The following is a 22,006-nucleotide window of genomic DNA, read 5'->3' as shown; positions in this document are numbered from 1 at the left end:
GACCTTCACGAGCGAAGAGCGAGCTAGTAGGGGTTCACCGCTCCCGGGCAATATAAATCGATAACCTCCTGCGCTTTCGTGCGAGCGGTCGCGCGTTCTTGCGGCCCGGGAGGTGACGAGGTTTTCACAAAATCCAGCTGGGCCGGATAACCTGTCTCTTGCAGGAAAATCAGGACCGTAATGTCAGGATAACCGCAATTCATCTCTTCCCTGGCAATGTCGTTTAGTACATCCCAGGGGCCTCTTGCGATCATCCCTACGCTCGAACCAAAATCTTTGTAGGTAGAGAACCGCCCTGCAAAAGCATCTTTCAGAAGCTGCGTACGAATTTGCGTCTTTGTTGCCATTTCCCTCACTCCCCCCGCAACATCACATCCACTTTGATCGCGTCGAACGGAAACTCGACCTGTCCGCTTTCCGTTTTCTGAAGCAGTCCTGCATTGAGCAGCGCCGTTACATCGCCATGCACGGCTTTGACATCGCGGCTCACGCGGCGAGCAGTTTCGCGGATCGAGAGCGCTCCGGCGCTGGTCATGGCGCGCAAAATCTCCCAGCGCTTTGCGGTCAAAAGCGAGAACAGCAATTCGGGGGTGGCGAAGCTGATGAAGGCGCCTTGCGGACGGCCTTTCAACGCCTCCACCGCGCGGCGGGACACCTCTTTGCGGTCAGCAACGCCCAAGGTCACGGTCTTTATTTGTGCGTCCATCGCTCTACCTCCGACCAGAAATCTTCCAGCAATGCCTCCGGTGTCGTGAAGTCATAAGCTTCTTCAGCCGCACCGATATGGCGATGATCGCCTTTGCCCGGCTCGTTGTCATAGCGCATCACGCAAATGCCGTTGATGACGAGGGCCAGCCGGTATTTAAATATATGCGCCGAGCCTTTAGCCGCGCGGGGCAGGCGCCACACCACCAACTCGACGAAGACGTCTTCGCCAAGGATATGGCGCTCATCCAGAAGCAGCTCTGCCCGCATGTTGGAGAAAATTACAACACTTCTTGGCTGTTGTCAATAACTCCAACAAAGCCCCTCAACCCTTCCTTCGCTCCATTCCCATCTGCTACTCTTCGCCATCACCTTAAGGACACACACTATGGCGGCGGATGTGAACGCGGCGCGTCAAGCTTTGGCGGCGGCAGGGTTCGGCGCGGATGCGGATAAGATTCTGAAGCTTGTGCGCCCCGCCTGTTTCTTCCGCCCCGCTGTGGCGCGCTTTGAAGACGACATTCCGCTCGGTGCTTCCAAGATCGGCGGGCGTCCTGATCTCGCCGAGGACACACCCTGGCCGGAGGACACCGCCTTTCTGGTGCAGATCAATTTGGCAGATGTGCCCGACGGCGCGCTCGACATCGCCTTGCCGCGCGAAGGCCTCATCTCCTGTTTCCGCAATGACGAGGATTGGGATAACCCCGCTGCGCTGCTCTACACCCCGCCTTCGGCTGTGCTGACACGGCGGGAAGCGGCCGAGGGCATTGTCCTTTTTGCGCAGCGCGCGCTTCGCCCCTCTGTGGTGCTCACTCTGGATGTCGACCGCGCCGACATTCCGGTTTTCGAGGATGAAGAAATCTTGGATGTGGTGAGCGAGTGGGTGGTGCCGGAAGAGGGCGTGCAGCTGGGCGGGGATCGCAGTGTGATCCAATCGGGCGGAACTGAGGGCGAAAGACTGGTGCTGCAGATCGGCAGTGTCGAAGAGGTGGGCATGATGTGGGGCGATCTCGGCTGCCTTTACATCTCGATGCGCCCCGATGAGATCGCTGCCTTGCGCTTCGACAAGGCGGTGACGGATTTTCAGTGTTATTGAAAATTCCCGCTTTCCGCTATTCTCGCCCGCAAATCAGTCGACACATCAATCCAGGAGGCCGCGATGGCGCTCAAGAAGGCGAAGAACGTGAAGGCGGTGGCGGCGACCAAAAAGGCGCTGAAGAAGGCTGCCAAGAAGAAGCCCGCGGCCAAGAAGATCGCGACCAAGGTGACGCGCGCTGCCAAGAAGCCTGCCGCGAAGAAAGCCATCAAGACGGTGGCGAAGAAGACCGCCGCGAAGAAACCCACCAAGAAGACGGCGGTGAAGAAAGCGGCCAAGAAGCCCAGCGAAAACGTCTTCACCAAGCTCGAACGCGAGCTGATGGCCAAGATGATCGAGGCCGACGAGCTGGCGGTGGATTTGGGCCTTGCCGGGGCGGTCGAAACCGCGCCCCGCAAAAAGACCCGCCACTAACCGCCAGCCTTTACGCGGATCAGGCGTTCACGCGCCTTTTCCGCCGCATCGACCACCCCGCCAAAAGAAGGCCCGTGCCCAGCACGGCGAAGCTCGCCGGTTCCGGCACGGGGTCCACGATCAGTTCGTGGAAGAAGTCGCGGATTTCGCCGCCCGGATAGGCGGTGGTGTGGATATTGAGATAGGCTTGGCCGCTCTCCATACCCATCACGAGGGCGGTCTCCGCCGCCGCTAAACCGCCCGAAGCCGTTATAAAGGCCTGATTGAAGCTCGCCGGATTGGTCAGGTCGTAGCTCTGCGAGAAGGTGCCATCGGTGACGCCCAAGGGCAGGTTGCTGAAGCTCGGCAGTTCGGTTGCCACCATCGCTGTGCCGGTCCATGACGTCGTTGTGCAGCAATGGATATGCGCCGCCACCGTGTCGCCAGTGAGATCCGCGAAGGATATGAGCAGGTCGAGGCTGTGCAGGTCGCTGTCGTAGAACGCCCAGCCATTGCCAAAGCCCGCCGAGGCATTGGGCGTGGCCTCGTTGGCGCCATTGAGGAATAATCCGAACGTAAGTTGCGTGGCTTGGGCCGGTGCGGCGCCAAGGCCAAAGATCAGCGCAATCGCAATGAGAAGACGCATCAAACCTCTCCCTATGTGTTCGGGAGAGGGATCAGCAATATCCGTGCCCTTAAAGGTGCGCTGAAAATATTGTTTTATACCGGGAGCTTAGGCCCGCCTCTTCAGGTTCCGTAGCAGGAGCTGTCAACGTTCCTGACAGGGAAAGCAAGGCCCGCTCCGGCCGTTGGGGTCTGGGGCTGGGCCGGCCGGAGCGGGGCGTTAAGACGGCTGGAGGGGGGCTCACCGTCTTAAGGTCCACGCCGAAGCGTGAGACGCCTATACTACGCATCATTCCGCGAAGTGTTCCAGTCGCTACCGTGAAGATTGTGCAAAGCTTGCTGACCGTCAGGGGGCGCATTTCGCGGTGGCGGTCTTGTCATCCTTGGTGAAGCGCACCAAAGGCGGCGTCAGCGTCACCCCGTCGAACGAGATTTGCGGCAGGGCGACGGTGAACTCCTCGCCGGTGAAGCCGGGCATCTCCAGGCGGGTCTGGAAGGCAAAGCCATTGGTGTCGCGCGAACCCTTGCCCTCGAAGCCGGTGGGCGATTTGGCGAGGCCTCGGATCGGCTGGGTAATCTCAGTCGGATCAGCACTGCCGAACCATCCGGCCACGGCATAAATCCCGCTCTCTTTCGGCCAGCTTATTTTGACCTTGTCGGTTGAGAACTGCATCGGGCGCGATCGGTCCAGCCACCATTTATTGGCCGGATCATTGGCCCCGGCGCCGGAAAGATAGTTCTTGTCCACGATCACAAAAATCGAGGGGAAGACGCCGGGCAGGGCTTTGATATCCGCATAGATGTAGCGGTTCTGGTCGGGCAAAAAGGCGCGGTATTCAACCCCGTCGCTCAGCTCTTCGCAGGTGGTCTGTGCCGCCCCGGCGGGGGCCGCAAGCATCAGAAACGCCGCCAGAAACAAGCCTGTTCTCGCCTGCATTTGACTCAAACACATGCCAAATTCCCCCACCCGCAATAACCTTAGCACAAGCCTATTGGCTGGGGAGGGGGCGCGAGACCCTATTAGATTAACGGGTTAACATCTGGCAATTTGGGGCGTGGGCCGTATATTCCGGCCTCTATTTTCAAGGACAGGAACTGTGACGGATCATTCGGTAAAGCCAAAATCAGTGAAGAAGGTTGTGCTGGCCTATTCGGGCGGTCTGGACACCTCGGTCATCCTGAAATGGCTACAGACGGAATATGGCGCGGAAGTTGTTACCTTCACCGCCGATCTCGGCCAGGGTGAGGAACTCGGACCCGCCCGCAAGAAGGCCGAACTCCTCGGCATCAAGCCCGAGAACATCTTCATCGAGGATCTGCGCGAAGAATTCGTCCGCGATTACGTCTTCCCGATGTTCCGGGCCAATGCGCTGTATGAGGGCATCTATCTCCTCGGCACCTCCATCGCGCGCCCCTTGATCGGCAAGCGACAGATTGAAATCGCCGAGGCCGTCGGGGCCGATGCGGTCTGCCATGGCGCCACCGGCAAGGGTAACGACCAGGTCCGTTTCGAGCTCACCTATTATGCGTTGAAGCCCGATATCAAAGTGATCGCGCCCTGGCGTGAATGGTCGCTCACCAGCCGCACCAAGCTGATCGAGTTCGCCGAAAAGCATCAGATTCCGATCGCCAAGGATAAGCGCGGCGAGGCGCCGTTCTCGGTCGACGCCAACCTTCTGCACTCCTCCTCGGAAGGCAAGGTTCTGGAAGACCCCGCAATCGAACCGCATACCGACGTGTTCCAGCGTACCGTATCCCCGGAAGACGCCCCCGATAAGCCCACCATCATCGAAGTCGGTTTCGAGAAGGGTGATGCGGTCTCCATCGATGGCGTGGCGATGAGCCCGGCGACGATCCTCACCAAGCTCAACGCGCTCGGCAAGGAAAACGGCATTGGCCGCGTCGATCTCGTCGAAAACCGCTTCGTCGGCATGAAGTCGCGCGGCATCTATGAAACGCCCGGCGGCACCATTCTTTATGCTGCCCATCGCGCGATTGAATCCATCACGCTGGATCGCGGCGCAGGCCATCTCAAAGATGAGCTGATGCCGAAATATGCCGAGCTCGTCTATTACGGCTTCTGGTATTCGCCCGAGCGTGAAATGCTGCAGGCCGCCATCGACAAGAGCCAGGAGCATGTCTGCGGTACCGTCCGCCTCAAGCTCTATAAGGGCAATGTCATCGTCATCGGCCGCTCGTCGCCCGCCTCGCTCTATTCGCAGGACCTCGTGACCTTCGAAGACGATATGGGCGCGTATGATCAGAAGGATGCGCAAGGCTTCATCAAACTCAACGCCCTGCGCCTGCGCACCCTCGCCATGCGCAAGAGGAAGCTGGGGAAGTAAAACTATCTGTCATCCCGGACGCGCCACGGTGATCTCATCAACTGGCACGTTGGCGCGATCCGGGACCCACTTCGAAATCTGACTTTTGTCTGGGTGGGTCCCGGGTCTCTCATCCATCGCTTCGCGACGGCTGATCGCCCGGGATGACAGCTATGCACGCACCCTCTCTCACATCTGCCCAAACAAACTATACGCGAACTCGTCCATCGCGCGTTGCGAAACCGAGGTGTTGTTGAGCACCACCACGGTGGTCTGATCGTCGAAGCGGTGGCCGACCACCGAGCGATAGCCAAAAGTCCGCCCTGTTTCCCAGGCAAAAACCCGCGGCATGCCATCCACGAACAAGCTCTTCACCCGCCCGCCCAAGGCATAGCTTTCCTCCGCCCAGCCGACGGTGATAAGCGCGCGCTTGCTCGCAGGCGCAAGAAAGCCGCCATCGAAGACCTGATGCGCCGCGCTTAAGAGATCGCCCGCCGTGCTGATAAAGCCGCCGCTCGCCATAAAATAGGGGGCTATCTCTTCCATCGTTTGTCGCTGGAGCGGGGAGATGCTGCGATAGCCAATCGCTGCGTCCGCAGGCAGAACTGTGGTTGTGTGCTTGAGGCCAAGAGGGCCGCTCACCATCTCAGCCATCACCGCGGCATAGGGTTTACCGGTGACCGCTTCGATCACCGCAATCAAAAGCATCCAATTGGTGGGGGTGTAATCGAAGGCGGTACCGGGCGCGAATTTCAGGTCACCCGAGCAATAGCGCTGCACGGCTTCGCCGGTGCTGATGTCGATTTGCATGGCGCCCGGATTGGTCTTCAGCAGCGGCGCAAAGCCGTTGGGAATGCCTGAGATATTCGTCATCAAATGGCGCAAGCGCACCTTGTCGCCCGTATCGGCGCGATAGGTCTTCAAATAGCGCGTCAGCGGCGCTTCAAGATCGATGCGGCCGGCCTCTTGCAGCTTCAACAGCGCCAGCGAGGTCAGCCATTTCGAAATCGACGCGATAGGATAGGGCGTTTCAAGTTTTGCCGGTTTTTGCGCTTCGATATCGGCGAACCCCACCGTCCGCAGATAGATGGGTTTGCCCGCCTTGCCGATTAGCACCACGCCTTGGAAATTCTCTTTTCTGGCAAAGCTGTCAATCAGCTCCTCGCGTGGCTTGCCGCTGACGATCCCAGCTTGAGCACTGGCGCACAGCAAGGCAGCGCCCGTCAGAAACGTGCGTCGATACATGGAAATCTCCTGGAATTATTTTAGCCGCGATAATCCGCGATCACATCGCCGCACGCTTTAAGCTCTGCCTCGTGGCTTTTTTCGCGCCATGTCTCTTTCAGCGCGGCCGCTTCCCATTCCAGCATCGCTGGATGGTTCAGCATCGTCTCCACCCACTTCTGCCCGTCACCGACATCCAGCCCATAGGTGCGGATGCGAAACGCCACCGGCGCATAGAACGCATCCACCGCTGAGAATTCCGCGCCCGCCAGATACGGCCCGCCGAAACGTGAAAGGCCGAATTCGAAAATCTCTTGGATCCGCGCCACATTCTTTTGCAGCGCCTCGGACATGGGCTTGGGGCGCACCCGCACGCCGACATTCATGGTGCAGTCATTGCGCAGCGTGGCAAAGCCCGCATGCATTTCCGCCGTTGCGCATTGAGCAAAGGCACGCGCCGCTTCATCCTTTGGCCAAACACCTTCATGCCGGTCGGCGAGATACATCGCAATGCCAAGGGAATCCCAGATCGTGCGCTCGCCATCGATCAGCGCGGGCACTTGGCCGGTTGGTGAAAACGAGCGGAATTCCGCATAATTCACCGGTTTGGTGAAAGGTTCCAAGCGATCCTCGAAAGCGATGCCGAGGCCTTTCATCAGCAGCCAGGGGCGCAAGGACCAGCTTGAATAATTGCGGTTCGCGGTGATCAGGGTGTAGTTCACGGCCTGCGATGATAAAGGCGATTTTTGTTCCGCAAAAGGGTGCTGCATTGTTGTCTCGCGATCGTGGATGGGGCTAGGGTCAGGCGCCTTTCAACCGGTGATGTCATGTCCGAACCCAGCACAGAAAACGACGCCCAGCGCGAATTCTGGAACGGACCCGTGGCGGAAAGCTGGGTCGCGCGTGCCGATCATTTCGAACGTGGCTTCACCGGAATTACGGAAACGCTACTAGACTTCGTCGCGCCTGAACCGGACATGAACGTGCTCGATATCGGCTGCGGGGCAGGAGCTTTGACGGCGGTCCTCGCGAAACGTGTCGCGCCTGGCAAAGCGGTGGGGCTCGACATCTCGTCGCTTTTCATCGAAGCCGCCCGCGCACGCTATGGCGCGTTTGCTGAATTTCACGAAGCCGATGCCGCCGATGCGCCCTTCACGCCGGAGTACGATCTTGTCACCTCGCGCTTTGGGCTGATGTTCTTTGCTGATCCCTGGCGGGCTTTTGCCAATATCCGCAAGGCGCTGAAGCCGGGCGGGCGTCTCGCCTTTACGTGCTGGTGCCCGATGGTGGAGGTGCCCTCGCTGATCGAGCCTTATCGTGCCGCTGAGCCCTTCCTGCCGCCTGCTGAGCCCACACCGCCGAATGCGCCGGGGCCTTTCGGTCTTGCCGATAGCGACCGCACCCGCAAAATCCTTTCCGATTCCGGCTGGCGCGATATCCGCATCGAAAAGGCGATGCCCACTTCGCTGCTCGGCACCACGCTGGAAGAAGCGCTGGATCAAACCCTCAATCTCGGACCGCTCGCACGCCAGACCCGCGAACTCGATCCCGCCGCCAAAGCGCGCGTGCGCGAAGCCATCACGCCGGTGGTGAAGAGCTTTCGCAGCGAAGAGGGCTACACGCCGAAAGTCGCGATCTGGCTGGTGGAAGCGCGCGCTTAAGGCAGTATCCTGTAATCGGGGTTTTTCTCGCCCTTGCCGAGGTCGCTTTCGTGCCAGGTGATGAAGAACAGCAGCACCCAGCTTGAGCGTCGCGAATAGCCATAGGCCGGATCGGTCGCCACGATCAGCTTGCCAGTTTTGGTATCGGTGACTGTGGCGGCGAATTTGGCGAGCCCGTCGGTCTCCTCCTGTTTGAAGAGGTTGAGTTCGGGCGTGGTCAGTGAGGCGCCCGGCATCAGCAGCGAAGGCACCGGCAGGCCGGGCAGGCCCAGCACGGTGGAAATCTCATTCGATGCCAGTGCGCCCATGCGCGGCGTGATCACCGCTTCGGCTTTGCTCTTGTCGTCGATCAGATTGACCCCGTGACGCAACAGCTGATCGCGCATGGTGGCGGCGGCATAAGGCGCATCGGTCCCCGCGATATATTGCCCGTCGAAATAGGCGGTCAGCCCCACCGGCACGCTTTGCGCCAACTTTTCGGCAGCGCGGTCGGCGGCAGTGGAAATCAACAACTCCTCGGCCGCGGTGCGTGCCGGGTTGGTCGCCCGCACCGTGGTGCAGCCGCACAGCAGAATCATCGCCAGACTCAGCGGCAAAAGCTTTTGGATCATGGAAACCCTCCGGGGGTGAAATGCCGGGGGCGAGGGGCTGTTCCAGCCGGGCTCAGGGGCAAAAAAACGCCGAAAAGGGCAAAAAAATTGGCGGACCGGGGTTACCGGCCCGCCAAGTTGGGAGCAGGCAGACCGGGCGGAAGCCTCGCGGTCTGCGCAACAAGTCCCGGGGAGAGAAAAATGGGACCATGTACAGCCCGGACAATCTCGTCTTTTGGCCGCATTGAATCAATTCAATGAAAGGCGCAAAATTGATAAGATTTCTATTATGAATGTGGTTTTATGGACTTCCGGCACTTCCGCTATTTCGTCGTCACCGCCGAGGAATTGCATGTCGCGCGGGCGGCGGAGCGTTTGGGCATCGCCCAACCGGCCTTGAGCCAGATGATCCGAACCATAGAAGAACGTGTTGGCGCCCGGCTTTTCCAGCGCGCCAACCGTCGCATCACCCTGACGGCGGCGGGGCTCGCCTTCCTGACCGAGGCGAAGCTCGCCCTCCAGCATGCCGAGATGGCGGGCCACGCCGCCAAACGCGCCGCGCGCGGCGAAACCGGCCGGGTGCGCATCGGCTATGTGTCTTCGGCTTTGGCCGAGGAGCAGTTCCTTGCCGCGCTGGCCGCCTTCCGCCGCTCCCATCCTGATGTGGTGGTGGATTTGCTTCTGCGCACCACCTCGGAGCAGATCGAGGCGATGCAGGAAGAGGATCAGGATCTCGCGGTGGCGCGCGGCCCCGCACCCGGCATCCCGGATGGTTATGATGTGAAGCTTTTCTCGCGCTGGCCGATCCTCATCGCGGTGCCCGCGCGCCATGCTTTGGCCGATCGTCAGATGATCGGGCTTGATGATCTGAAAGATGAGACGCTGCTCTTGCCGGAAGACCCGCCGGGCTCTGGTCTCACCCACACCATCGCGCAGATTTTCGCCCGCCATGGCTTTCTGCCGCGCCGCTCCATCGCGGTGACGGAAATGACCTCCTGGATGGGCCTTGTCGGCGGCGGTTTGGGCATGGCGCTCTTGCCCTCAAGCGCGCGTTCGCTGCAGACAAGTTCGGTGGTCTATCGCCCGCTCAAAGACGTTACCGAATTTTCCGATCTTCTCGTGATTTCGCGCCGTGGCGAACAGGCCCCGCAAGTGAAAGCCCTGCTGGATCGCCTCTGGCGCGCCGCCCCCGCCAATGCGGTGAAGGGGGAAGAAGGGGAATAGCTACCCCTTCAAAAACGCCGCCACTTCGCGCACCGCATCCTCATGGCGGCCGGCGAGAAGATGTCCGCCATCGGGGAAGATCAGCGCTTGGCCTTTGGCCACCGTGCGGGCGATTTCCTTGGCGCGGGTATCGGTCTTGAAGCCGTCATTGGCCGCGCTGATGGTCAAGACCGGCGCGGTGATGCCGCGCATCGGAAAGCCGACATGCGGATGGGCGGTGGTCAAATCCAGCACCATGCCTTTGCGATGCTCGCGCACCGGCAGCCCGTCGCGCAGGATTTGACGGATGCGCTGCTTTTCTTCGCGCGGCAGGGCGCCTGTGGGCGTGCCGATCAGCGCCGCGCCCAGGCGGGGGAACAGCATCGCGATCCGCAGTGCCAGCCCGCCGAGAAGATTGGAGCGGAAGATGGTCTGCGCCATCAGCCAGCCATAGAGGCGCACGCTTTGCGGCAATCCGGTCGCGGGCACCATCAGCACCAGGGCGCGGCAACGCTCAGGATAGCGCAGCGCGAAATGTAAGCCCGACCACGCGCCCGCCGAGATCGCCACCACGGCCACCTGCTTGATGCCGAGATGATCGAGGAGGCGCGCATAAGCTTCGGCTTGCATCCCCGGCGTTGCGCCTTTGGGGGCGGGCGAGGAGAGATAGCCAAAGCGCGACGGCGCGATCAGCTTGAAGCCTTTTTCCGCCAGCGCCGCGGTCATGTGCAGGGCTTGGTCATAGCCGCCGCCCGCGCCATGCAGCACCAGCACCGGCGCGCCTTTGCCCGCCACGGCATATTCCACCTTCCCCAGCGAGGTCTCCGCGATCAGGCTCTCGTCTTTGCGGCGCCGCCCTGTCTTGCGGAACAGATACACCGCCACAGCACCGGCCACGGCGCTGATAAGGAGGGCGATCAGAAGAAAGGGCGAGAATTTACGGCGCAAGGCAAAGCCATCGGTAAAGTGACGCGCCATTCTAGCGGGGAGTGGGGCCGCGCGTCGAGGCGTACGAATCCCTCTCCGATCCAAACGCTGTCATCCCGGACGCGCCTCGGCGATCGCGTCGTCTGGCACGGCGGCGCGATCCGGGAACCACTTCAACGCCTGTGCAAACTTCCAAGTAGATCCCGGATCACGCCCTCATGCCAAACGGCAAAACCTGTTTGGGCGCGTCCGGGATGACAAGCATTATTTGAAACGAGATCTGTGCATTTCATCCCTCTCCCCAACGTGGGAGAGGAAGAAAAATCACGGGGTTAGTGGCGCGCCGCAAAGCTGGTGAAGCGGGCAAGAATGGCGCGCCGCTAACTCCGATGATTTTTCAGGTGAGGGGCCTCGCGCACATTACCCCTCACCCGCAAAATCTAACGCTTAGCGGCGAGGCGTGCCGCACTGCCAATCTTGTGCGCCGCTAAGCGCAAGATTTTGCGCCCTCTCCCACAAGGGGCGAGGGGGAACTACGGGGGAGGGCTTCGTTCGCGTGTATCCTGCTCGGGGTTATTCTGCGAAATGTGGTAATCTGCATTCCTACTGGAATGGGGAGGGGAGAATGGCTGTTCACGTTTTTATCGACAACAGTAATATTTTTGGTGGTGCGCAGCGCGCCGCAGCCACAATTGAGCCAGGCATCCCATGGTGCGCAATCAGGGTTTACTATCGAAATCTGTTCAGCCTCTTAGAGGCGGGGCGCAAGGTCGAAACTCGAGTCCTTGGCGGGTCCGTTCCGCCCGGCAATGATGAGTTATGGGAATATGCTCGGCGTCAGCATTACAGTACAGACCTTCTTAAGAGGGTGGAGGCCGACGACGGTCGTCTTGTTGAACAGGCCGTGGATGAGATGCTCCATTTTCGGATAGCAAATGCTCTCCTTGATTACGAAGCGCCACAAACACTCATAATCGCATCTGGCGATGGTCGCGAAAATAACCGAGATGCGAGTTTTCCAAATCAAATTAGACGCGCTCTGCGCCGGGGTTGGGATGTTGAGGTGTATTCCTGGTCTGAGCAGCTAAACGGTTTATTTGCGCGTATGGCATCGGAAGGTGATGGGCACCTCATCGTGAGGACGCTAAACCCTTATTATTCTTCGCTCACATTTGTTCGGGGTGGGACGTACAGTGTTTATGGCTCAACTACTACTATTTCAGACCGTATAGTTGCGCCATTGCGGTCGCGAGAAGGCTGAACTTAAGGGAAACCCCCTAGCCGCGTCACCAAGGGCTCTAAACACAACAAAAAAGCCGGAGCGTATGCCCCGGCTTTTCGTCGTTTCAATATCACCCGCTCTCACACATCCAAGCTCGCACTCAGTGCGTTGTCCTGGATGAACTCGCGGCGGGGTTCCACCACTTCGCCCATAAGCTTGGTGAAAAGATCGTCGGCGTTGTCGGCATGTTCGACCTTCACGCGCAGCAGGGTGCGGGCGTTTTCGTCCAGCGTCGTCTCATAAAGCTGCTCGGCATTCATCTCGCCAAGGCCTTTGTAGCGCTGCAGGGCAAGGCCCTTGCGGCCCCATTCATAGACCGCGCTCAAAAGTTCGCTCGCCGAACGCACTTCCTTGGTTTCGTCCTTGCGCGTCAGGGCGGCGGCTTCTTGATAGATGGTCTTCAGGTCTTCCGTCATGCGGTGCAGTTTGCGCGCATCGGTCGAGCCGATCAGCCCGCCATCAAGCGCGATGGCCTCGCGCACGCCACGCACTTCGCGCCAGAATTTGAGCCCGCCATCGGATGTGGTCTCGCCATGCCAGCCGCGTTCGGTCTCTTCCGACAGCGTGTCGAGGCGGGCCGCGATGGTCGCGGCAAGGGCCGCGGCCTGTTCGGGGTTGACCATAGCATCGGGGTCCATGGCGCCCGCGATCGCGGCCTGTTCCAGCATGAAGCGCGGATAATGTTGCGGGAAGCTGGTCAGCGTGTTCACGGTGGAGCGCGCCTTGTCGACAATCGCGATCAGATCGGCACCGGTAAGCACTTGGCCGTCATGCAGGGTGAGCGAGGCGTTCGCGGTGCCTTCGCCAATCAGATAATCTTCCAGCGCGCGCTCGTCCTTCAGATAGCGCTCGGATTTGCCGCGCGTCGCCTTATAGAGCGGCGGCTGGGCGATATAGATATGGCCGCGTTCGATCAGCTGCGGCATCTGGCGATAGAAGAAGGTCAGAAGCAGGGTACGGATATGCGCGCCGTCCACGTCAGCATCGGTCATGATGATGATCTTGTGATAGCGCAGCTTGTCGGGGTTGAATTCCTCGCGTCCGATGCCGGTGCCGAGCACCGTGATCAGGGTTGCGATTTCCTGGCTCGACAGCATCTTGTCGAAGCGCACGCGCTCCACATTCAAGATCTTGCCGCGCAAAGGCAGCACCGCCTGATTGGAACGGTTGCGGCCCTGTTTGGCAGAGCCGCCAGCGCTTTCACCCTCGACGATGAAGAGTTCGCATTTGGTGGGATCGCGTTCCTGGCAATCGGCGAGCTTGCCGGGGAGGGAGGCGCCATCGAGCGCGCTTTTGCGGCGGGTCAGTTCGCGCGCCTTGCGGGCGGCTTCGCGCGCGGCGGCGGCTTCCACCACCTTGCCGACGATGTTCTTGGCTTCGGCTGGATGCTCTTCCAGCCATTGGCCGAGCTTTTCCAGCACAATGCTTTCCACCACCGGGCGCACTTCGGAGGAGACGAGCTTGTCTTTGGTCTGCGAGGAGAATTTCGGGTCCGGCACCTTCACCGACAGCACGCAGGTGAGGCCTTCGCGGCAATCATCGCCGGTCAACGCCACCTTGTCTTTCTTCGATGCCATCTCGTCGGCGTATTTGGTCACCACGCGGGTCAGCGCGGCGCGGAAACCGGCCAGATGCGTGCCGCCATCGCGCTGCGGGATGTTATTGGTGAAGCACAGCATCGTTTCGTGATAGCTGTCGTTCCAGGTGAGGGCCACTTCCACGCTGATGCCTTCGCGCTCGCCGCTGGTGCAGATCGGGGCAGAGATCAGCGAATTCTTGGCGCGATCGAGGAACTTCACGAACTGCTCGAGCCCGCCTTCGTAATGCAGCTTGATTTCCTTCGGCTCCACGCCGCGCTTGTCGGTGAAATGGATCACCACGCCGGAGTTGAGGAAGGCGAGTTCGCGCAAGCGATGTTCCAGCGTGGCGAAATCGAATTCGGTCTTGGTGAAGGTGGCGGAGGAGGGCAGGAAGGTGACTTCCGTGCCGCGACGGCCCGGTGCATCGCCGACAACGGCCAGCGGGGCCACGGCATCGCCATGGCGGAACTGCATGTAGTGTTCCTTGTCGTCGCGCCAGATGCGCAAATCCAGCCATTCCGACAGCGCGTTCACCACCGACACGCCGACGCCGTGCAGACCGCCGGAAACCTTATAGGCGTTGTTCTCGAACTTACCGCCCGCATGCAGCTGGGTCATGATGACCTCGGCCGCCGAGACGCCTTCTTCGGGATGGATCGCGGTGGGGATGCCGCGGCCATTGTCGCGCACCGTGCAGGAGCCATCCGCATTCAGGATCACATCCACGCGGTCGGCATAGCCCGCCAGCACTTCGTCGATACCGTTATCGACGACTTCATAGACCATGTGGTGCAGGCCCGAACCGTCATCGGTGTCGCCGATATACATGCCCGGGCGCTTGCGCACCGCGTCGAGGCCTTTGAGGACCTTGATGCTGTCTGCGCCATACTCGGCATTGCCGCTGGCCTTATCGGCATCCAACTGCCGCTCGGCGTCGTTCTGTTTTTCCGCTTCGCTCATCAGCTTACCGCAACTCCTGCACCGGCGCCGAACATGACGACCGCTGCGGTTCGATTAATAGTTTTGCGTGCCTTTCGGCTCGTCAGGAACATGCGCACCTGCGCCGCCAGCGCGGCATAGGCGAGCATGATAGAGGGGATCAAAACGGCGGTGGCGAGCACGAGCTGGCCATAGCCGAAGATCGAAAGTTTTTTCAAATCCACCACCGTGGGAAGGATGGCGAGAAAGAAGGCCATGGCCTTGGGATTACCGAGTGTCACCGAAAGCTGCGAAAAGAAACTCTGCCGCGACGAGGCGGGCACCAGCTCCGGCATCTCGCTCACCTCGGCGCGCCAGTACTTATAGCCCATAAAGCAGAGATAAAGCGCGCCCGCATATTTCACGAGGAGGAAATATCCACCCATTGCTGTGGCGACGGCCGCGAGGCCATAGGCAGACAGCGTCATCCACACCAAATCGCCCACCAGCGTGCCCAAAACCGCCGCGATGGAGGAGCGGAATCCAGAGCCCAGCGCACGTGCCACAATCGCCACCACGCCCGGCCCGGGCACGGCAATGCAGATCGCGTAAAGCGTGCAGTAGATGAGGTAGGAATGGGCCGAAAGCATAGCTATTCCCTAAGCTCGAAACGGCCATTGTCAACGGCGAAAATATCGGCCCGGCCGATCAGATGTTCGAACAGGGAAAGGTCGGTTCCGGTCATCCAGGCTTGCGCGCCCAAGGCCACGATTTCGTCGAAAAGGGCGGCTCTGCGGCGCTCATCCAGATGCGCCGCGATCTCATCCAAGAGCAGCAAAGGGGCATGGCCATCACGGGCCCGCGACAGCTCCCAGGCATCGGCCAGGATGATCGAGACCAGCAGCGCTTTCTGTTCCCCGGTGGAACATTCCTTGGCGTCGGCGCGCTTGACGGTATGGCGCACGGCGAGGTCAGAGCGATGCGGCCCGAAGGTCGTTTGTCCCGCTTCTGCATCGATCACGCGGGCGCGCGCGAAAGCCTCTTTCAGCCGGGCTTCGGTTTCGGCGCCATATTCGAGGAAGAGGGTATCGGCATCGCCGGTCATGGCGAGTTCCGCACAAGGGAAGGCACCTTTCTCGCCGCGCTCGGCCAGCATCCTGTTCAGACGCGTCACGGTTTCGGCCCGCGCCGCCATCATCGCTGTGCCGCTCTCGGCAAGTTGCGCTTCCAGACTGTCCAGCCACATCGGATCGCGCGGGCCGTATTTGAGCAGGCGCGCCCGTTCGCGCATGGCGGTCTCATAGCGCAGCGCCCGTCGCCCATGGGCGGGATCGAAGCCCAGCACCAGCCGGTCGATGAAGCGCCGCCGCCCGGATGCGGCTTCGGTGAAAAGCCGGTCCATGGCGGGCGTCAGCCAGGTCATCTGCACGACATCGCCGAGGTCCGCGCTGGTCTGGGTCACGCCGTTCAGGCGCACGATGCGTTTTTCGCCGCCGCCAGGGCCCACCGCCAGCCCGGTGCCGATATCATAGCTTTCGCCCGTGCGCGTCACGCTGGCCGCCACCGCCCACAAGGCTTCAGACGGCGCAGAAGGCCCGCGCCGCACATGGTCGGAGAGTTTGGCGCCACGCAGCCCGCGCCCAGGGGAGAGCAGGGAGAGCGCATCCAGCACATTGGTTTTGCCCGCGCCATTGGGCCCCGCCAGCACCACGGGACGGCCGCTGACATTCAGCGCGGCACTCGCATAAGAGCGGAAATTGGTGAGCTGCAGCCGCGTGACGGCGAGCCGGGCGGTGGCCTTCGCGCTTTCGTCGGGTTGACGCTCAGTTTCCATTCACGTCCTAACTGTCATCCCGGCCAAGTCCTTCAAAGCGCGCCGCGCGAAGAAGGACGCAGAGCCGGGACCCACTTGCGCACCTGTCAGATTTCCGAGTGGGTCCCGGATCGCGCCCGCGTGCCAGAATTTCGCATCGTCTCGGGCGCGTCCGGGATGACAGGGTATTTCCTCAAACCCGCATCGGCATGAGCACGTACAGCGTGCGGTTATCGTCGGTGTCTTCGATCACGGTGGGCGAGCCCGCATCCGACAGCAGGAAGCGCACTTGCTTGCCTTCCATCTGGCCCATCACATCGAGGAGGTATTTGGCGTTGAAACCGATCTCGATCGGCGTCGCCGCGTAATTGGCGCCGACTTCTTCCGTCGCCGTGCCGCTTTCAGGGTTCACCACCGAGAGCGTCACCATATCCTTGCCCAGCATCAGCTTCACCGCGCGGGTCTTATCCGCCGAGATGGTGGAAACGCGATCGACCGCCAAGCCGAATTCCTTGGCTTCCAGGCTGAGGGCCTTGTCGTTGCCCGCCGGGATGACGCGCTGATAATCGGGGAAGGTGCCGTCGATCAGTTTGGAGGTCAGATCGATGCCGCCGAAAGCGAACTGCACCTTGGTGTCCGAGAGCGCGATTTCGATGGCGCCATCGCTATCGTCCAGAAGGCGGCGGAGCTCGGCCACGGTTTTGCGCGGCACGATCACGCCGGGGATATCGCCCGCGCCATCGGGCAGCTCCAGCTCATAGCGGGCGAGGCGATGCCCGTCCGTCGCCACGGCGCGCAGGGCAGCGGTTTTGCCGTCCTTGAAGGCGTGCAGGTAAATACCGTTGAGATAGAAGCGCGTCTCCTCGGTGGAGATGGCGAAGCGGGTCTTGTCGATGATGCGCTTCAGATCATTCGCCGCCAGACGGAAGCGGTGGGGCAGGGCGCCCGCGGCCATCTGCGGGAAGTCTTCCTTCGGCAGGCAGGCGAGTTCGAAGCGCACCGATCCGGCAGAGACCTGCAGCCGCGCCGCATCGCCGGGCGTCAGCTCGACCTGCACCATGGCGCCATCGGGGAGCTTGCGCACGATGTCATACAGCATATGGGCGGGCGCGGTGGCGGCGCCGTTGCGCAGCACATCGGCGGGCAGGGCCTCCACGATCTCGATATCCAGATCGGTCGCGGTCAGCTTCACCTGGCCCTTGGCGGCGTCCAGCATGACGTTGGAGAGAATTGGAATGGTATTGCGCCGTTCGACGACGCTCTGGACGTGGCTCAGTGCTTTGAGGAAGGCGCCGCGTTCGACGTTGATCTTCATGGCCCGTATCACACCCTTATGGCCCGCCTGGGCTCGCTGGCCGCTAAAGCGGTGATCGCGAGGGCCCCTCTAGGGCGAATTGGCGGGACGGCGATGGGCCGCGTCACACGGTCCCCCCTCGGCGCCTCGCATTGGACTATCGATTCGCCTTCACAAGCCGCCCCCAGGACGCCGTTAAGGCCTTGATTCTGTTGAGATCGGTAAAACCAGACTCAAGTGCGGTACCATAGCACCCGCCCCCCGAAGAATCCAGCGGCCACAGGGGGTTAGGGGGCGAAGAGTAGGTTTAAGTATGTGGGACGAAGATAGGCCGGGCGCGCAGCCTCGTCGGAATTTCCCCTCGCCCCAACGGGGGAGAGGGAGGTTCGCCTTAGGCTTAGCGCAGCTAAGTCTTAGGCGGACCGGGTGAGGGGGAAGCGCTCGAGATGATCCTCAATCCTCAACGCCCACATCGCCCCTCTTTTCTGCCCCCGCTTGCGGGGGAAGTGTCTGGCGACGCGCGAGCGATGCCAGACGAAGGGGGGCAGGCTGAGGTGTTATTACTGTCTCGATCACTCTTGCGTGCTTTGAGCACTTCAGCAGCAATCAGCCAGCCTGCAGTTATTGTGCATCCAACCGAAGTAAGCTGCGCAATAAGCGCCAACGAAACACGAGTTCGACCAAGGCCAGCGCGGCTAATGAAAGCGCGATGAGCACGGCCCACTCGGCTGCAGATAGCGGTGAACCCATCATCTTTGGCAGAAATCGCTCACCTGGATGCCAATCGATTTTAACCGACCGGTCCTGCCCGACGAGTGCAAACGACATGTTCCATGCGGTGTGCAGCCCGATGCCAAACTCGAGCCCCTCCAGGCGCGCCGCGGCCCAGGCAAGGGCTATACCGCCCAAGAAAAGTTGCGCCATCCGATAGAACTCGAATTGACGGTGAGCCAAGGCAAACGCCGCACTACTTACGAGAAAGACAAAGTAATAGTTCGGAACGAATGCGGTCAGCTCCTTGAGTAGCCAGCCCCGGAAGAGGAATTCTTCCGCCGCCGCCATAAACGACACCATGAAAAACATCGCGACCAGAAAGATGGCGACGTTCCAAGGCTCGCCCCGGAGCCATCCTAAAGCAGGCTTATACCCCGCGGGGGCTAGTGTTCCTTGCAAAGCAAGTCCCGCCGAATAGACCACGCCAAAGAGTATCAGCCCCGCCCAGAATAGCCGCCAGCGGAATGATGCCGATGCTGTGATCCATGTCTTGAGGGGGCGCCGGTAAAGGCGTCTGAGCAGGAGCGCAAAGACAGCAGAGATGGCAAAATACCACGCAAATGTTGGAAGGTTATCGGCAACCACTCCCAAATCCGATCCCCAAACCATCCAGCCGTGCAGTCGCGACTCGTAGAGGAGCTTGAAATCGAGCTGCCCTTTTGGCGCGGTGAACTGCGCATCCAACAATGCTCCCAACAGAGCGCCTGCGCGGATGGCAATCCAGCCGGCAGCGGTCGCGAGCACCACGAACAACGCTACGAATAGGATGAGGCGCAAAAGCGAGCGGTCCGCCGCTGGCGCCTCAAGAAATCCATCGCGACGGACAAAATTTCCTTTCCAATTTGCGTGCACTCCCACCCCCAAGAAAATTCCATTCAAGTAAATAGCATGGGTGAGCGATATTCAGCTTTGGCGCATCGTGAGACGAAGCCGCGCAGCACCGCCTTGATTTTGAGACCGAGTTGAAACGCCGCCGGATCATTTCCTGTCCGCGCCATTACAACATGTTGCCGCTGTGGGGCAGGGGCTGGATACCCCTCTCTAGGAGATGGCGCTTTGACACGGCTCCAGAGGTCCGCTTTGCCTCCGTTCCAGTCGTTTCAAGCCCGTGGCATCAGTCCAGGTTGCGCCACCTGCGGACATTGCAGGCAGTACTAAACGGCTATCCAGTGGTTATCCGTATAGTCTGATCATCACGTACACCTTGGTGGGCGGCACCCGTAGGAAGAGCACAAAGGCCCGATGAATGGACCGCGCACGAACAATGGGACCGTTGTATTCCATCAAGAGTGCCTGACCGAGTAATCCCGCGTGGACACTCCCCAGCGGCTCATCTAGCGCCACCGCGCGTACTAGATACGGCTGAACTCCTCCCGCGTCTGGGAACTTCGTATCCGGAAGCAGTTGGCTGAGCGTCTCTCTGTCCAAGGAAACTATTGATTGCGCAGACAGAAGTGCAAGTGCACGCCCCTCATTTTGGATCGGAATCTGGAATTCGTGGTAAGCCGGTAAAGGGGTAACCTCCTGGCCATTTTCGGGTAAAGGAGGGGGAGCCATCCAAGAATCCGGATCGCAATCCGAAGCCATGCTTGGACCCGACATCATGCCGATGCATATCGCGAGCACGGCAAGCCTGCGCCAGCAAATGTTCCCCATCCACTTTACCCCCACCAACCAGCGAACAGAGCATACAAACTCATTGCAGACCTGTCGCGAGCCATGGCCAAATTTGGCGCAATCCGGGCAACCCGCCTAGATCCGAAGTTACACCGTTTCCAGACTTTGCCCTGACGGCGACCTTGCGCCAAAAGCGGTCCTTCCGGGTTCGCCTTTTGGGCGGTGAGGTTTTATCGTATTCCCATGTTCCGCAACCGGCCCGCGCGCCATTCAAAACCCAACCAAGCGAGTCCATAGAGATGACGGTCGTGACATCCGGTTCCTGTCAATGCGGTGCAGTTCGGTTTGAAATCCGGGGAAACTTCGAAAGCTTTTTCCTTTGCCACTGCCGCCGCTGTCGAAAGGATACAGGGTCCGTGCATGCGTCGAACCTGTTTTCATCAACGGCGACCGTAGTGTGGCACTCGGGTCAAGACAAAATCAGGCACTATCAAATCCCTGCAACGCGGCATGCGAAGAGTTTCTGTTCTGAATGCGGATCGGCTTTGCCGAGTGTGCAGATGGAGGGCACTTTGCTCGTAGTGCCTGCGGGAAGCCTGGATGACGAGATTGTTATTTCCCCGAATGCACACATCTGCTTCTCCAGTCGAGCAGCCTGGGAAGATCTATTGGTAGATACTCCGAAGTTCGACGACCTCCCAAGATAGTCATCCCCTCCAAGCGCCGCCCGGATTGCGCCAGATCCGGACATAGCGACAGGCGACGTGCTCATTCACTTCATGAAAGCGAATAGGACGAAAGCACCCGGAGCTAGCCACAGCAGTCCGATTCCCATTGTACATCGCTGCGCCATGTATTTTCGCTCCGTGTAGAACGACCACGCAGCAAAAATCACGGCAGGCAACACAAACGGCATCGTTATGCCTCCTATCTCGAGCAGCCACGCTGGAATCTGGAACCAATTCTGCGGAAAAAACTGATGCGCAGAGATAGATGGGCCAATTGCCATCCCGAACATGATGTACGCCGGAATAGCAGTAACAACGATCATCAAGGCACCGATCAGGGTGAACATCCAAAGCCCAAGCTTGTACGCTTGCGCTCGATCATCTTCGTTCCTCTGCCCCATATTTGCTCCCCGTTCCAGAATGGAAGACTAACGCCCGCGCATAACGGCCTCAACTGGTTCCGGTTTTGCAATGACCAAATGGTGGGTTTTGGCGCAAGATAGCCTTCAGGGCAGAGTCTGGAATCGGTGTAACTTTGGACGTAGGCCAGTCGCCCAGAATGCGCCAATAGCGGAAGTTCACGCCGCGCCGCATCGGGGGTAAACTTCTTTCATAATGACTGAAATTGACGCGATGGACTGCAAAGGGCGTGGCGTGTGACTGACAATTCCGACCTCAAAGAACTTGCACGCAAGTTAGTGTCCACGTTTCACCTGAGCATGCCGGAGCGGGCAGCCTTTGGCGCCGACCCGGTGCCGGGAAGTTTGCTTCGCTCGGCTATTCTTTCAGTTCTAATAGAGCGAGGCACGTTTCCGCCCAAATGGGGCCGAGATGCCCCTTATGACGGAGGCTTGATCGAGGCTAACCCCGACGGATCATGCTCAATTACATGGAAAGCCGAATCCGGCGTAATGAGATCTGAGGTAATAGGGGTTCAAAACTTCGCTTCACCGACTGAAGCCGTCGTCGCATATGCAGAGCGCTTCTTCGGATCGAGCATCGACGGAATGCCAGTGGACTGGCGCGCCTAGCCGTTGCAGTCGAATGTCGTGTGTTGGCGCATCACGGCCCTAACCAGAATGGCTGGGCTGCGCCGCAAATCGGACGTTGAACCCAGATGTCGCGTTGGCTGCCGGAAGAGGAAGCCGTGCAGCTCTGTCTTGATTTCGAGACCGAGTTGAAGCGCCTCATCGCCGCCTGATCGTTTTCTGTCCGCGCCATTACATCTCGCCGCCACCGCTTGTGGGGCGAGG

At 60.1% G+C, this 22,006-nt stretch carries 22 protein-coding genes; 7 read left to right on the top strand and 15 right to left on the bottom strand.

The genetic code is table 11. The features are described 5' to 3' along the window. Positions 1-23: 23 nt before the first annotated feature. The 3 genes from FHS83_RS18680 to FHS83_RS18670 are packed head-to-tail and all read right to left on the bottom strand — an operon-like array spanning position 24 to position 975. Positions 24-347 (bottom strand): hypothetical protein, encoded by a 324-nt coding sequence (locus FHS83_RS18680; protein WP_167084937.1) that lies wholly within the window; start codon positions 345-347, stop codon positions 24-26. A 5-nt stretch (positions 348-352) separates the two neighbouring features. Next, complete coding sequence (locus FHS83_RS18675; protein WP_167085639.1) at positions 353-694, bottom strand: HVO_A0114 family putative DNA-binding protein; 342 nt, start codon at positions 692-694, stop codon at positions 353-355. Then, entirely contained in the window at positions 691-975 is a 285-nt protein-coding gene (locus tag FHS83_RS18670) for a toxin-antitoxin system TumE family protein (RefSeq protein WP_167084935.1), read from the bottom strand. Before FHS83_RS18670 ends, FHS83_RS18675 begins: the two co-directional genes overlap by 4 nt. A gap of 118 nt (positions 976-1,093) precedes the next feature. Here FHS83_RS18670 and FHS83_RS18665 point away from each other — a divergent pair, with 118 nt between their 5' ends. Beyond that, positions 1,094-1,801: a DUF1963 domain-containing protein gene (locus FHS83_RS18665; RefSeq protein WP_167084933.1), complete on the top strand. Its 708-nt coding sequence runs from the start codon at positions 1,094-1,096 to the stop codon at positions 1,799-1,801. A gap of 63 nt (positions 1,802-1,864) precedes the next feature. Then, a complete protein-coding gene (locus FHS83_RS19290; RefSeq protein WP_208414957.1) occupies positions 1,865-2,215 on the top strand; it encodes a hypothetical protein in 351 nt (116 codons plus the stop codon). 19 nt (positions 2,216-2,234) lie between these two features. Here the strand turns inward: FHS83_RS19290 and FHS83_RS18655 are convergent, their stop codons facing one another. Both FHS83_RS18655 and FHS83_RS18650 read right to left on the bottom strand, forming a co-directional pair. Further along, complete coding sequence (locus tag FHS83_RS18655; protein ID WP_167084931.1) at positions 2,235-2,840, bottom strand: CHRD domain-containing protein; 606 nt, start codon at positions 2,838-2,840, stop codon at positions 2,235-2,237. A 324-nt stretch (positions 2,841-3,164) separates the two neighbouring features. Then, positions 3,165-3,716 carry a hypothetical protein gene (locus FHS83_RS18650; RefSeq protein WP_167084929.1) on the bottom strand — a complete coding sequence of 184 codons (552 nt, stop codon included), beginning with the start codon at positions 3,714-3,716 and terminating at the stop codon, positions 3,165-3,167. 199 nt (positions 3,717-3,915) lie between these two features. Here FHS83_RS18650 and FHS83_RS18645 point away from each other — a divergent pair, with 199 nt between their 5' ends. Beyond that, on the top strand, positions 3,916-5,163 hold the full coding sequence (locus FHS83_RS18645; protein WP_167084927.1) for an argininosuccinate synthase: 1,248 nt from the start codon (positions 3,916-3,918) through the stop codon (positions 5,161-5,163). A gap of 168 nt (positions 5,164-5,331) precedes the next feature. Here the strand turns inward: FHS83_RS18645 and FHS83_RS18640 are convergent, their stop codons facing one another. Both FHS83_RS18640 and FHS83_RS18635 read right to left on the bottom strand, forming a co-directional pair. Beyond that, the gene (locus FHS83_RS18640; protein WP_167084925.1) at positions 5,332-6,387 is read right to left on the bottom strand and encodes a serine hydrolase domain-containing protein; all 1,056 of its coding nucleotides are present in this window, start codon (positions 6,385-6,387) and stop codon (positions 5,332-5,334) included. Positions 6,388-6,407: 20 nt separating this feature from the next. Continuing rightward, a complete protein-coding gene (locus FHS83_RS18635; RefSeq protein WP_167085637.1) occupies positions 6,408-7,088 on the bottom strand; it encodes a glutathione S-transferase N-terminal domain-containing protein in 681 nt (226 codons plus the stop codon). A 105-nt stretch (positions 7,089-7,193) separates the two neighbouring features. Between FHS83_RS18635 and FHS83_RS18630 the strand changes: the two genes are divergently transcribed. Next, positions 7,194-8,027, top strand: coding sequence for a class I SAM-dependent methyltransferase (locus FHS83_RS18630; RefSeq protein WP_167084923.1), 834 nt, complete (start codon positions 7,194-7,196; stop codon positions 8,025-8,027). On the opposite strand, the gene FHS83_RS18625 is transcribed toward FHS83_RS18630, so the two are convergent. Continuing rightward, positions 8,024-8,638, bottom strand: a complete 615-nt coding sequence (locus FHS83_RS18625) for a DUF6655 family protein (protein ID WP_167084921.1) — start codon at positions 8,636-8,638, stop codon at positions 8,024-8,026. The genes FHS83_RS18630 and FHS83_RS18625 overlap by 4 nt on opposite strands. A 282-nt stretch (positions 8,639-8,920) precedes the next feature. On the opposite strand from FHS83_RS18625, the gene FHS83_RS18620 reads away from it, so the two are divergent. Continuing rightward, a complete protein-coding gene (locus FHS83_RS18620) occupies positions 8,921-9,841 on the top strand; it encodes a LysR substrate-binding domain-containing protein (RefSeq protein WP_167084919.1) in 921 nt (306 codons plus the stop codon). Here the strand turns inward: FHS83_RS18620 and FHS83_RS18615 are convergent, their stop codons facing one another. After that, positions 9,842-10,798 carry an alpha/beta fold hydrolase gene (locus FHS83_RS18615; protein ID WP_167084917.1) on the bottom strand — a complete coding sequence of 319 codons (957 nt, stop codon included), beginning with the start codon at positions 10,796-10,798 and terminating at the stop codon, positions 9,842-9,844. It lies immediately after the preceding gene. 574 nt (positions 10,799-11,372) lie between these two features. On the opposite strand from FHS83_RS18615, the gene FHS83_RS18610 reads away from it, so the two are divergent. Further along, entirely contained in the window at positions 11,373-12,008 is a 636-nt protein-coding gene (locus tag FHS83_RS18610; protein ID WP_167084915.1) for an NYN domain-containing protein, read from the top strand. A gap of 101 nt (positions 12,009-12,109) precedes the next feature. On the opposite strand, the gene gyrB is transcribed toward FHS83_RS18610, so the two are convergent. From gyrB to FHS83_RS19860, 5 genes are all read right to left on the bottom strand, one after another. Next, on the bottom strand, positions 12,110-14,569 hold the full coding sequence (gene gyrB, locus FHS83_RS18605; RefSeq protein WP_167084913.1) for a DNA topoisomerase (ATP-hydrolyzing) subunit B: 2,460 nt from the start codon (positions 14,567-14,569) through the stop codon (positions 12,110-12,112). After that, positions 14,569-15,177, bottom strand: coding sequence for a LysE family translocator (locus FHS83_RS18600; protein WP_167084911.1), 609 nt, complete (start codon positions 15,175-15,177; stop codon positions 14,569-14,571). Before FHS83_RS18600 ends, gyrB begins: the two co-directional genes overlap by 1 nt. Positions 15,178-15,179: 2 nt before the next feature. Next, the gene (gene recF / locus FHS83_RS18595) at positions 15,180-16,361 is read right to left on the bottom strand and encodes a DNA replication/repair protein RecF (RefSeq protein ID WP_167084909.1); all 1,182 of its coding nucleotides are present in this window, start codon (positions 16,359-16,361) and stop codon (positions 15,180-15,182) included. A 172-nt stretch (positions 16,362-16,533) separates the two neighbouring features. After that, positions 16,534-17,655: a DNA polymerase III subunit beta gene (dnaN, locus tag FHS83_RS18590; RefSeq protein WP_167084907.1), complete on the bottom strand. Its 1,122-nt coding sequence runs from the start codon at positions 17,653-17,655 to the stop codon at positions 16,534-16,536. Positions 17,656-18,255: 600 nt separating this feature from the next. Beyond that, positions 18,256-19,260: a CPBP family glutamic-type intramembrane protease gene (locus FHS83_RS19860; RefSeq protein WP_167084905.1), complete on the bottom strand. Its 1,005-nt coding sequence runs from the start codon at positions 19,258-19,260 to the stop codon at positions 18,256-18,258. Positions 19,261-20,324: 1,064 nt separating this feature from the next. Here FHS83_RS19860 and FHS83_RS19945 point away from each other — a divergent pair. Further along, complete coding sequence (locus FHS83_RS19945; protein ID WP_167084903.1) at positions 20,325-20,732, top strand: GFA family protein; 408 nt, start codon at positions 20,325-20,327, stop codon at positions 20,730-20,732. Positions 20,733-20,797: 65 nt separating this feature from the next. Here the strand turns inward: FHS83_RS19945 and FHS83_RS18575 are convergent, their stop codons facing one another. Further along, on the bottom strand, positions 20,798-21,100 hold the full coding sequence (locus tag FHS83_RS18575; protein ID WP_167084901.1) for a hypothetical protein: 303 nt from the start codon (positions 21,098-21,100) through the stop codon (positions 20,798-20,800). Between the last annotated feature and the right edge of the window lie 906 nt (positions 21,101-22,006).

The sequence above is a fragment of the Rhizomicrobium palustre genome, from assembly GCF_011761565.1.
Classification (GTDB): domain Bacteria; phylum Pseudomonadota; class Alphaproteobacteria; order Micropepsales; family Micropepsaceae; genus Rhizomicrobium; species Rhizomicrobium palustre.
The sequence above is the reverse complement of the archived record's forward strand: the minus strand, read 5'-3'. Positions and strand labels throughout refer to the sequence as shown.

Excerpts from the sequence above, each read along its gene's own strand:
- FHS83_RS19945 (WP_167084903.1), top strand. The coding sequence starts at position 20,325 with ATGACGGTCGTGACATCCGGTTCCTGTCAATGCGGTGCAGTTCGGTTT.
- FHS83_RS18625 (WP_167084921.1), bottom strand. The coding sequence starts at position 8,638 with ATGATCCAAAAGCTTTTGCCGCTGAGTCTGGCGATGATTCTGCTGTGC.
- FHS83_RS18670 (WP_167084935.1), bottom strand. The coding sequence starts at position 975 with ATGCGGGCAGAGCTGCTTCTGGATGAGCGCCATATCCTTGGCGAAGAC.
- gyrB (WP_167084913.1), bottom strand. The coding sequence starts at position 14,569 with ATGAGCGAAGCGGAAAAACAGAACGACGCCGAGCGGCAGTTGGATGCC.
- FHS83_RS18615 (WP_167084917.1), bottom strand. The coding sequence starts at position 10,798 with ATGGCGCGTCACTTTACCGATGGCTTTGCCTTGCGCCGTAAATTCTCG.
- FHS83_RS19290 (WP_208414957.1), top strand. The coding sequence starts at position 1,865 with ATGGCGCTCAAGAAGGCGAAGAACGTGAAGGCGGTGGCGGCGACCAAA.
- FHS83_RS18665 (WP_167084933.1), top strand. The coding sequence starts at position 1,094 with ATGGCGGCGGATGTGAACGCGGCGCGTCAAGCTTTGGCGGCGGCAGGG.
- FHS83_RS18575 (WP_167084901.1), bottom strand. The coding sequence starts at position 21,100 with ATGTTCACCCTGATCGGTGCCTTGATGATCGTTGTTACTGCTATTCCG.
- FHS83_RS18640 (WP_167084925.1), bottom strand. The coding sequence starts at position 6,387 with ATGTATCGACGCACGTTTCTGACGGGCGCTGCCTTGCTGTGCGCCAGT.
- FHS83_RS18610 (WP_167084915.1), top strand. The coding sequence starts at position 11,373 with ATGGCTGTTCACGTTTTTATCGACAACAGTAATATTTTTGGTGGTGCG.
- dnaN (WP_167084907.1), bottom strand. The coding sequence starts at position 17,655 with ATGAAGATCAACGTCGAACGCGGCGCCTTCCTCAAAGCACTGAGCCAC.
- FHS83_RS18600 (WP_167084911.1), bottom strand. The coding sequence starts at position 15,177 with ATGCTTTCGGCCCATTCCTACCTCATCTACTGCACGCTTTACGCGATC.
- FHS83_RS18650 (WP_167084929.1), bottom strand. The coding sequence starts at position 3,716 with ATGCTTGCGGCCCCCGCCGGGGCGGCACAGACCACCTGCGAAGAGCTG.
- recF (WP_167084909.1), bottom strand. The coding sequence starts at position 16,361 with ATGGAAACTGAGCGTCAACCCGACGAAAGCGCGAAGGCCACCGCCCGG.
- FHS83_RS18680 (WP_167084937.1), bottom strand. The coding sequence starts at position 347 with ATGGCAACAAAGACGCAAATTCGTACGCAGCTTCTGAAAGATGCTTTT.
- FHS83_RS18620 (WP_167084919.1), top strand. The coding sequence starts at position 8,921 with ATGGACTTCCGGCACTTCCGCTATTTCGTCGTCACCGCCGAGGAATTG.
- FHS83_RS18655 (WP_167084931.1), bottom strand. The coding sequence starts at position 2,840 with ATGCGTCTTCTCATTGCGATTGCGCTGATCTTTGGCCTTGGCGCCGCA.
- FHS83_RS18630 (WP_167084923.1), top strand. The coding sequence starts at position 7,194 with ATGTCCGAACCCAGCACAGAAAACGACGCCCAGCGCGAATTCTGGAAC.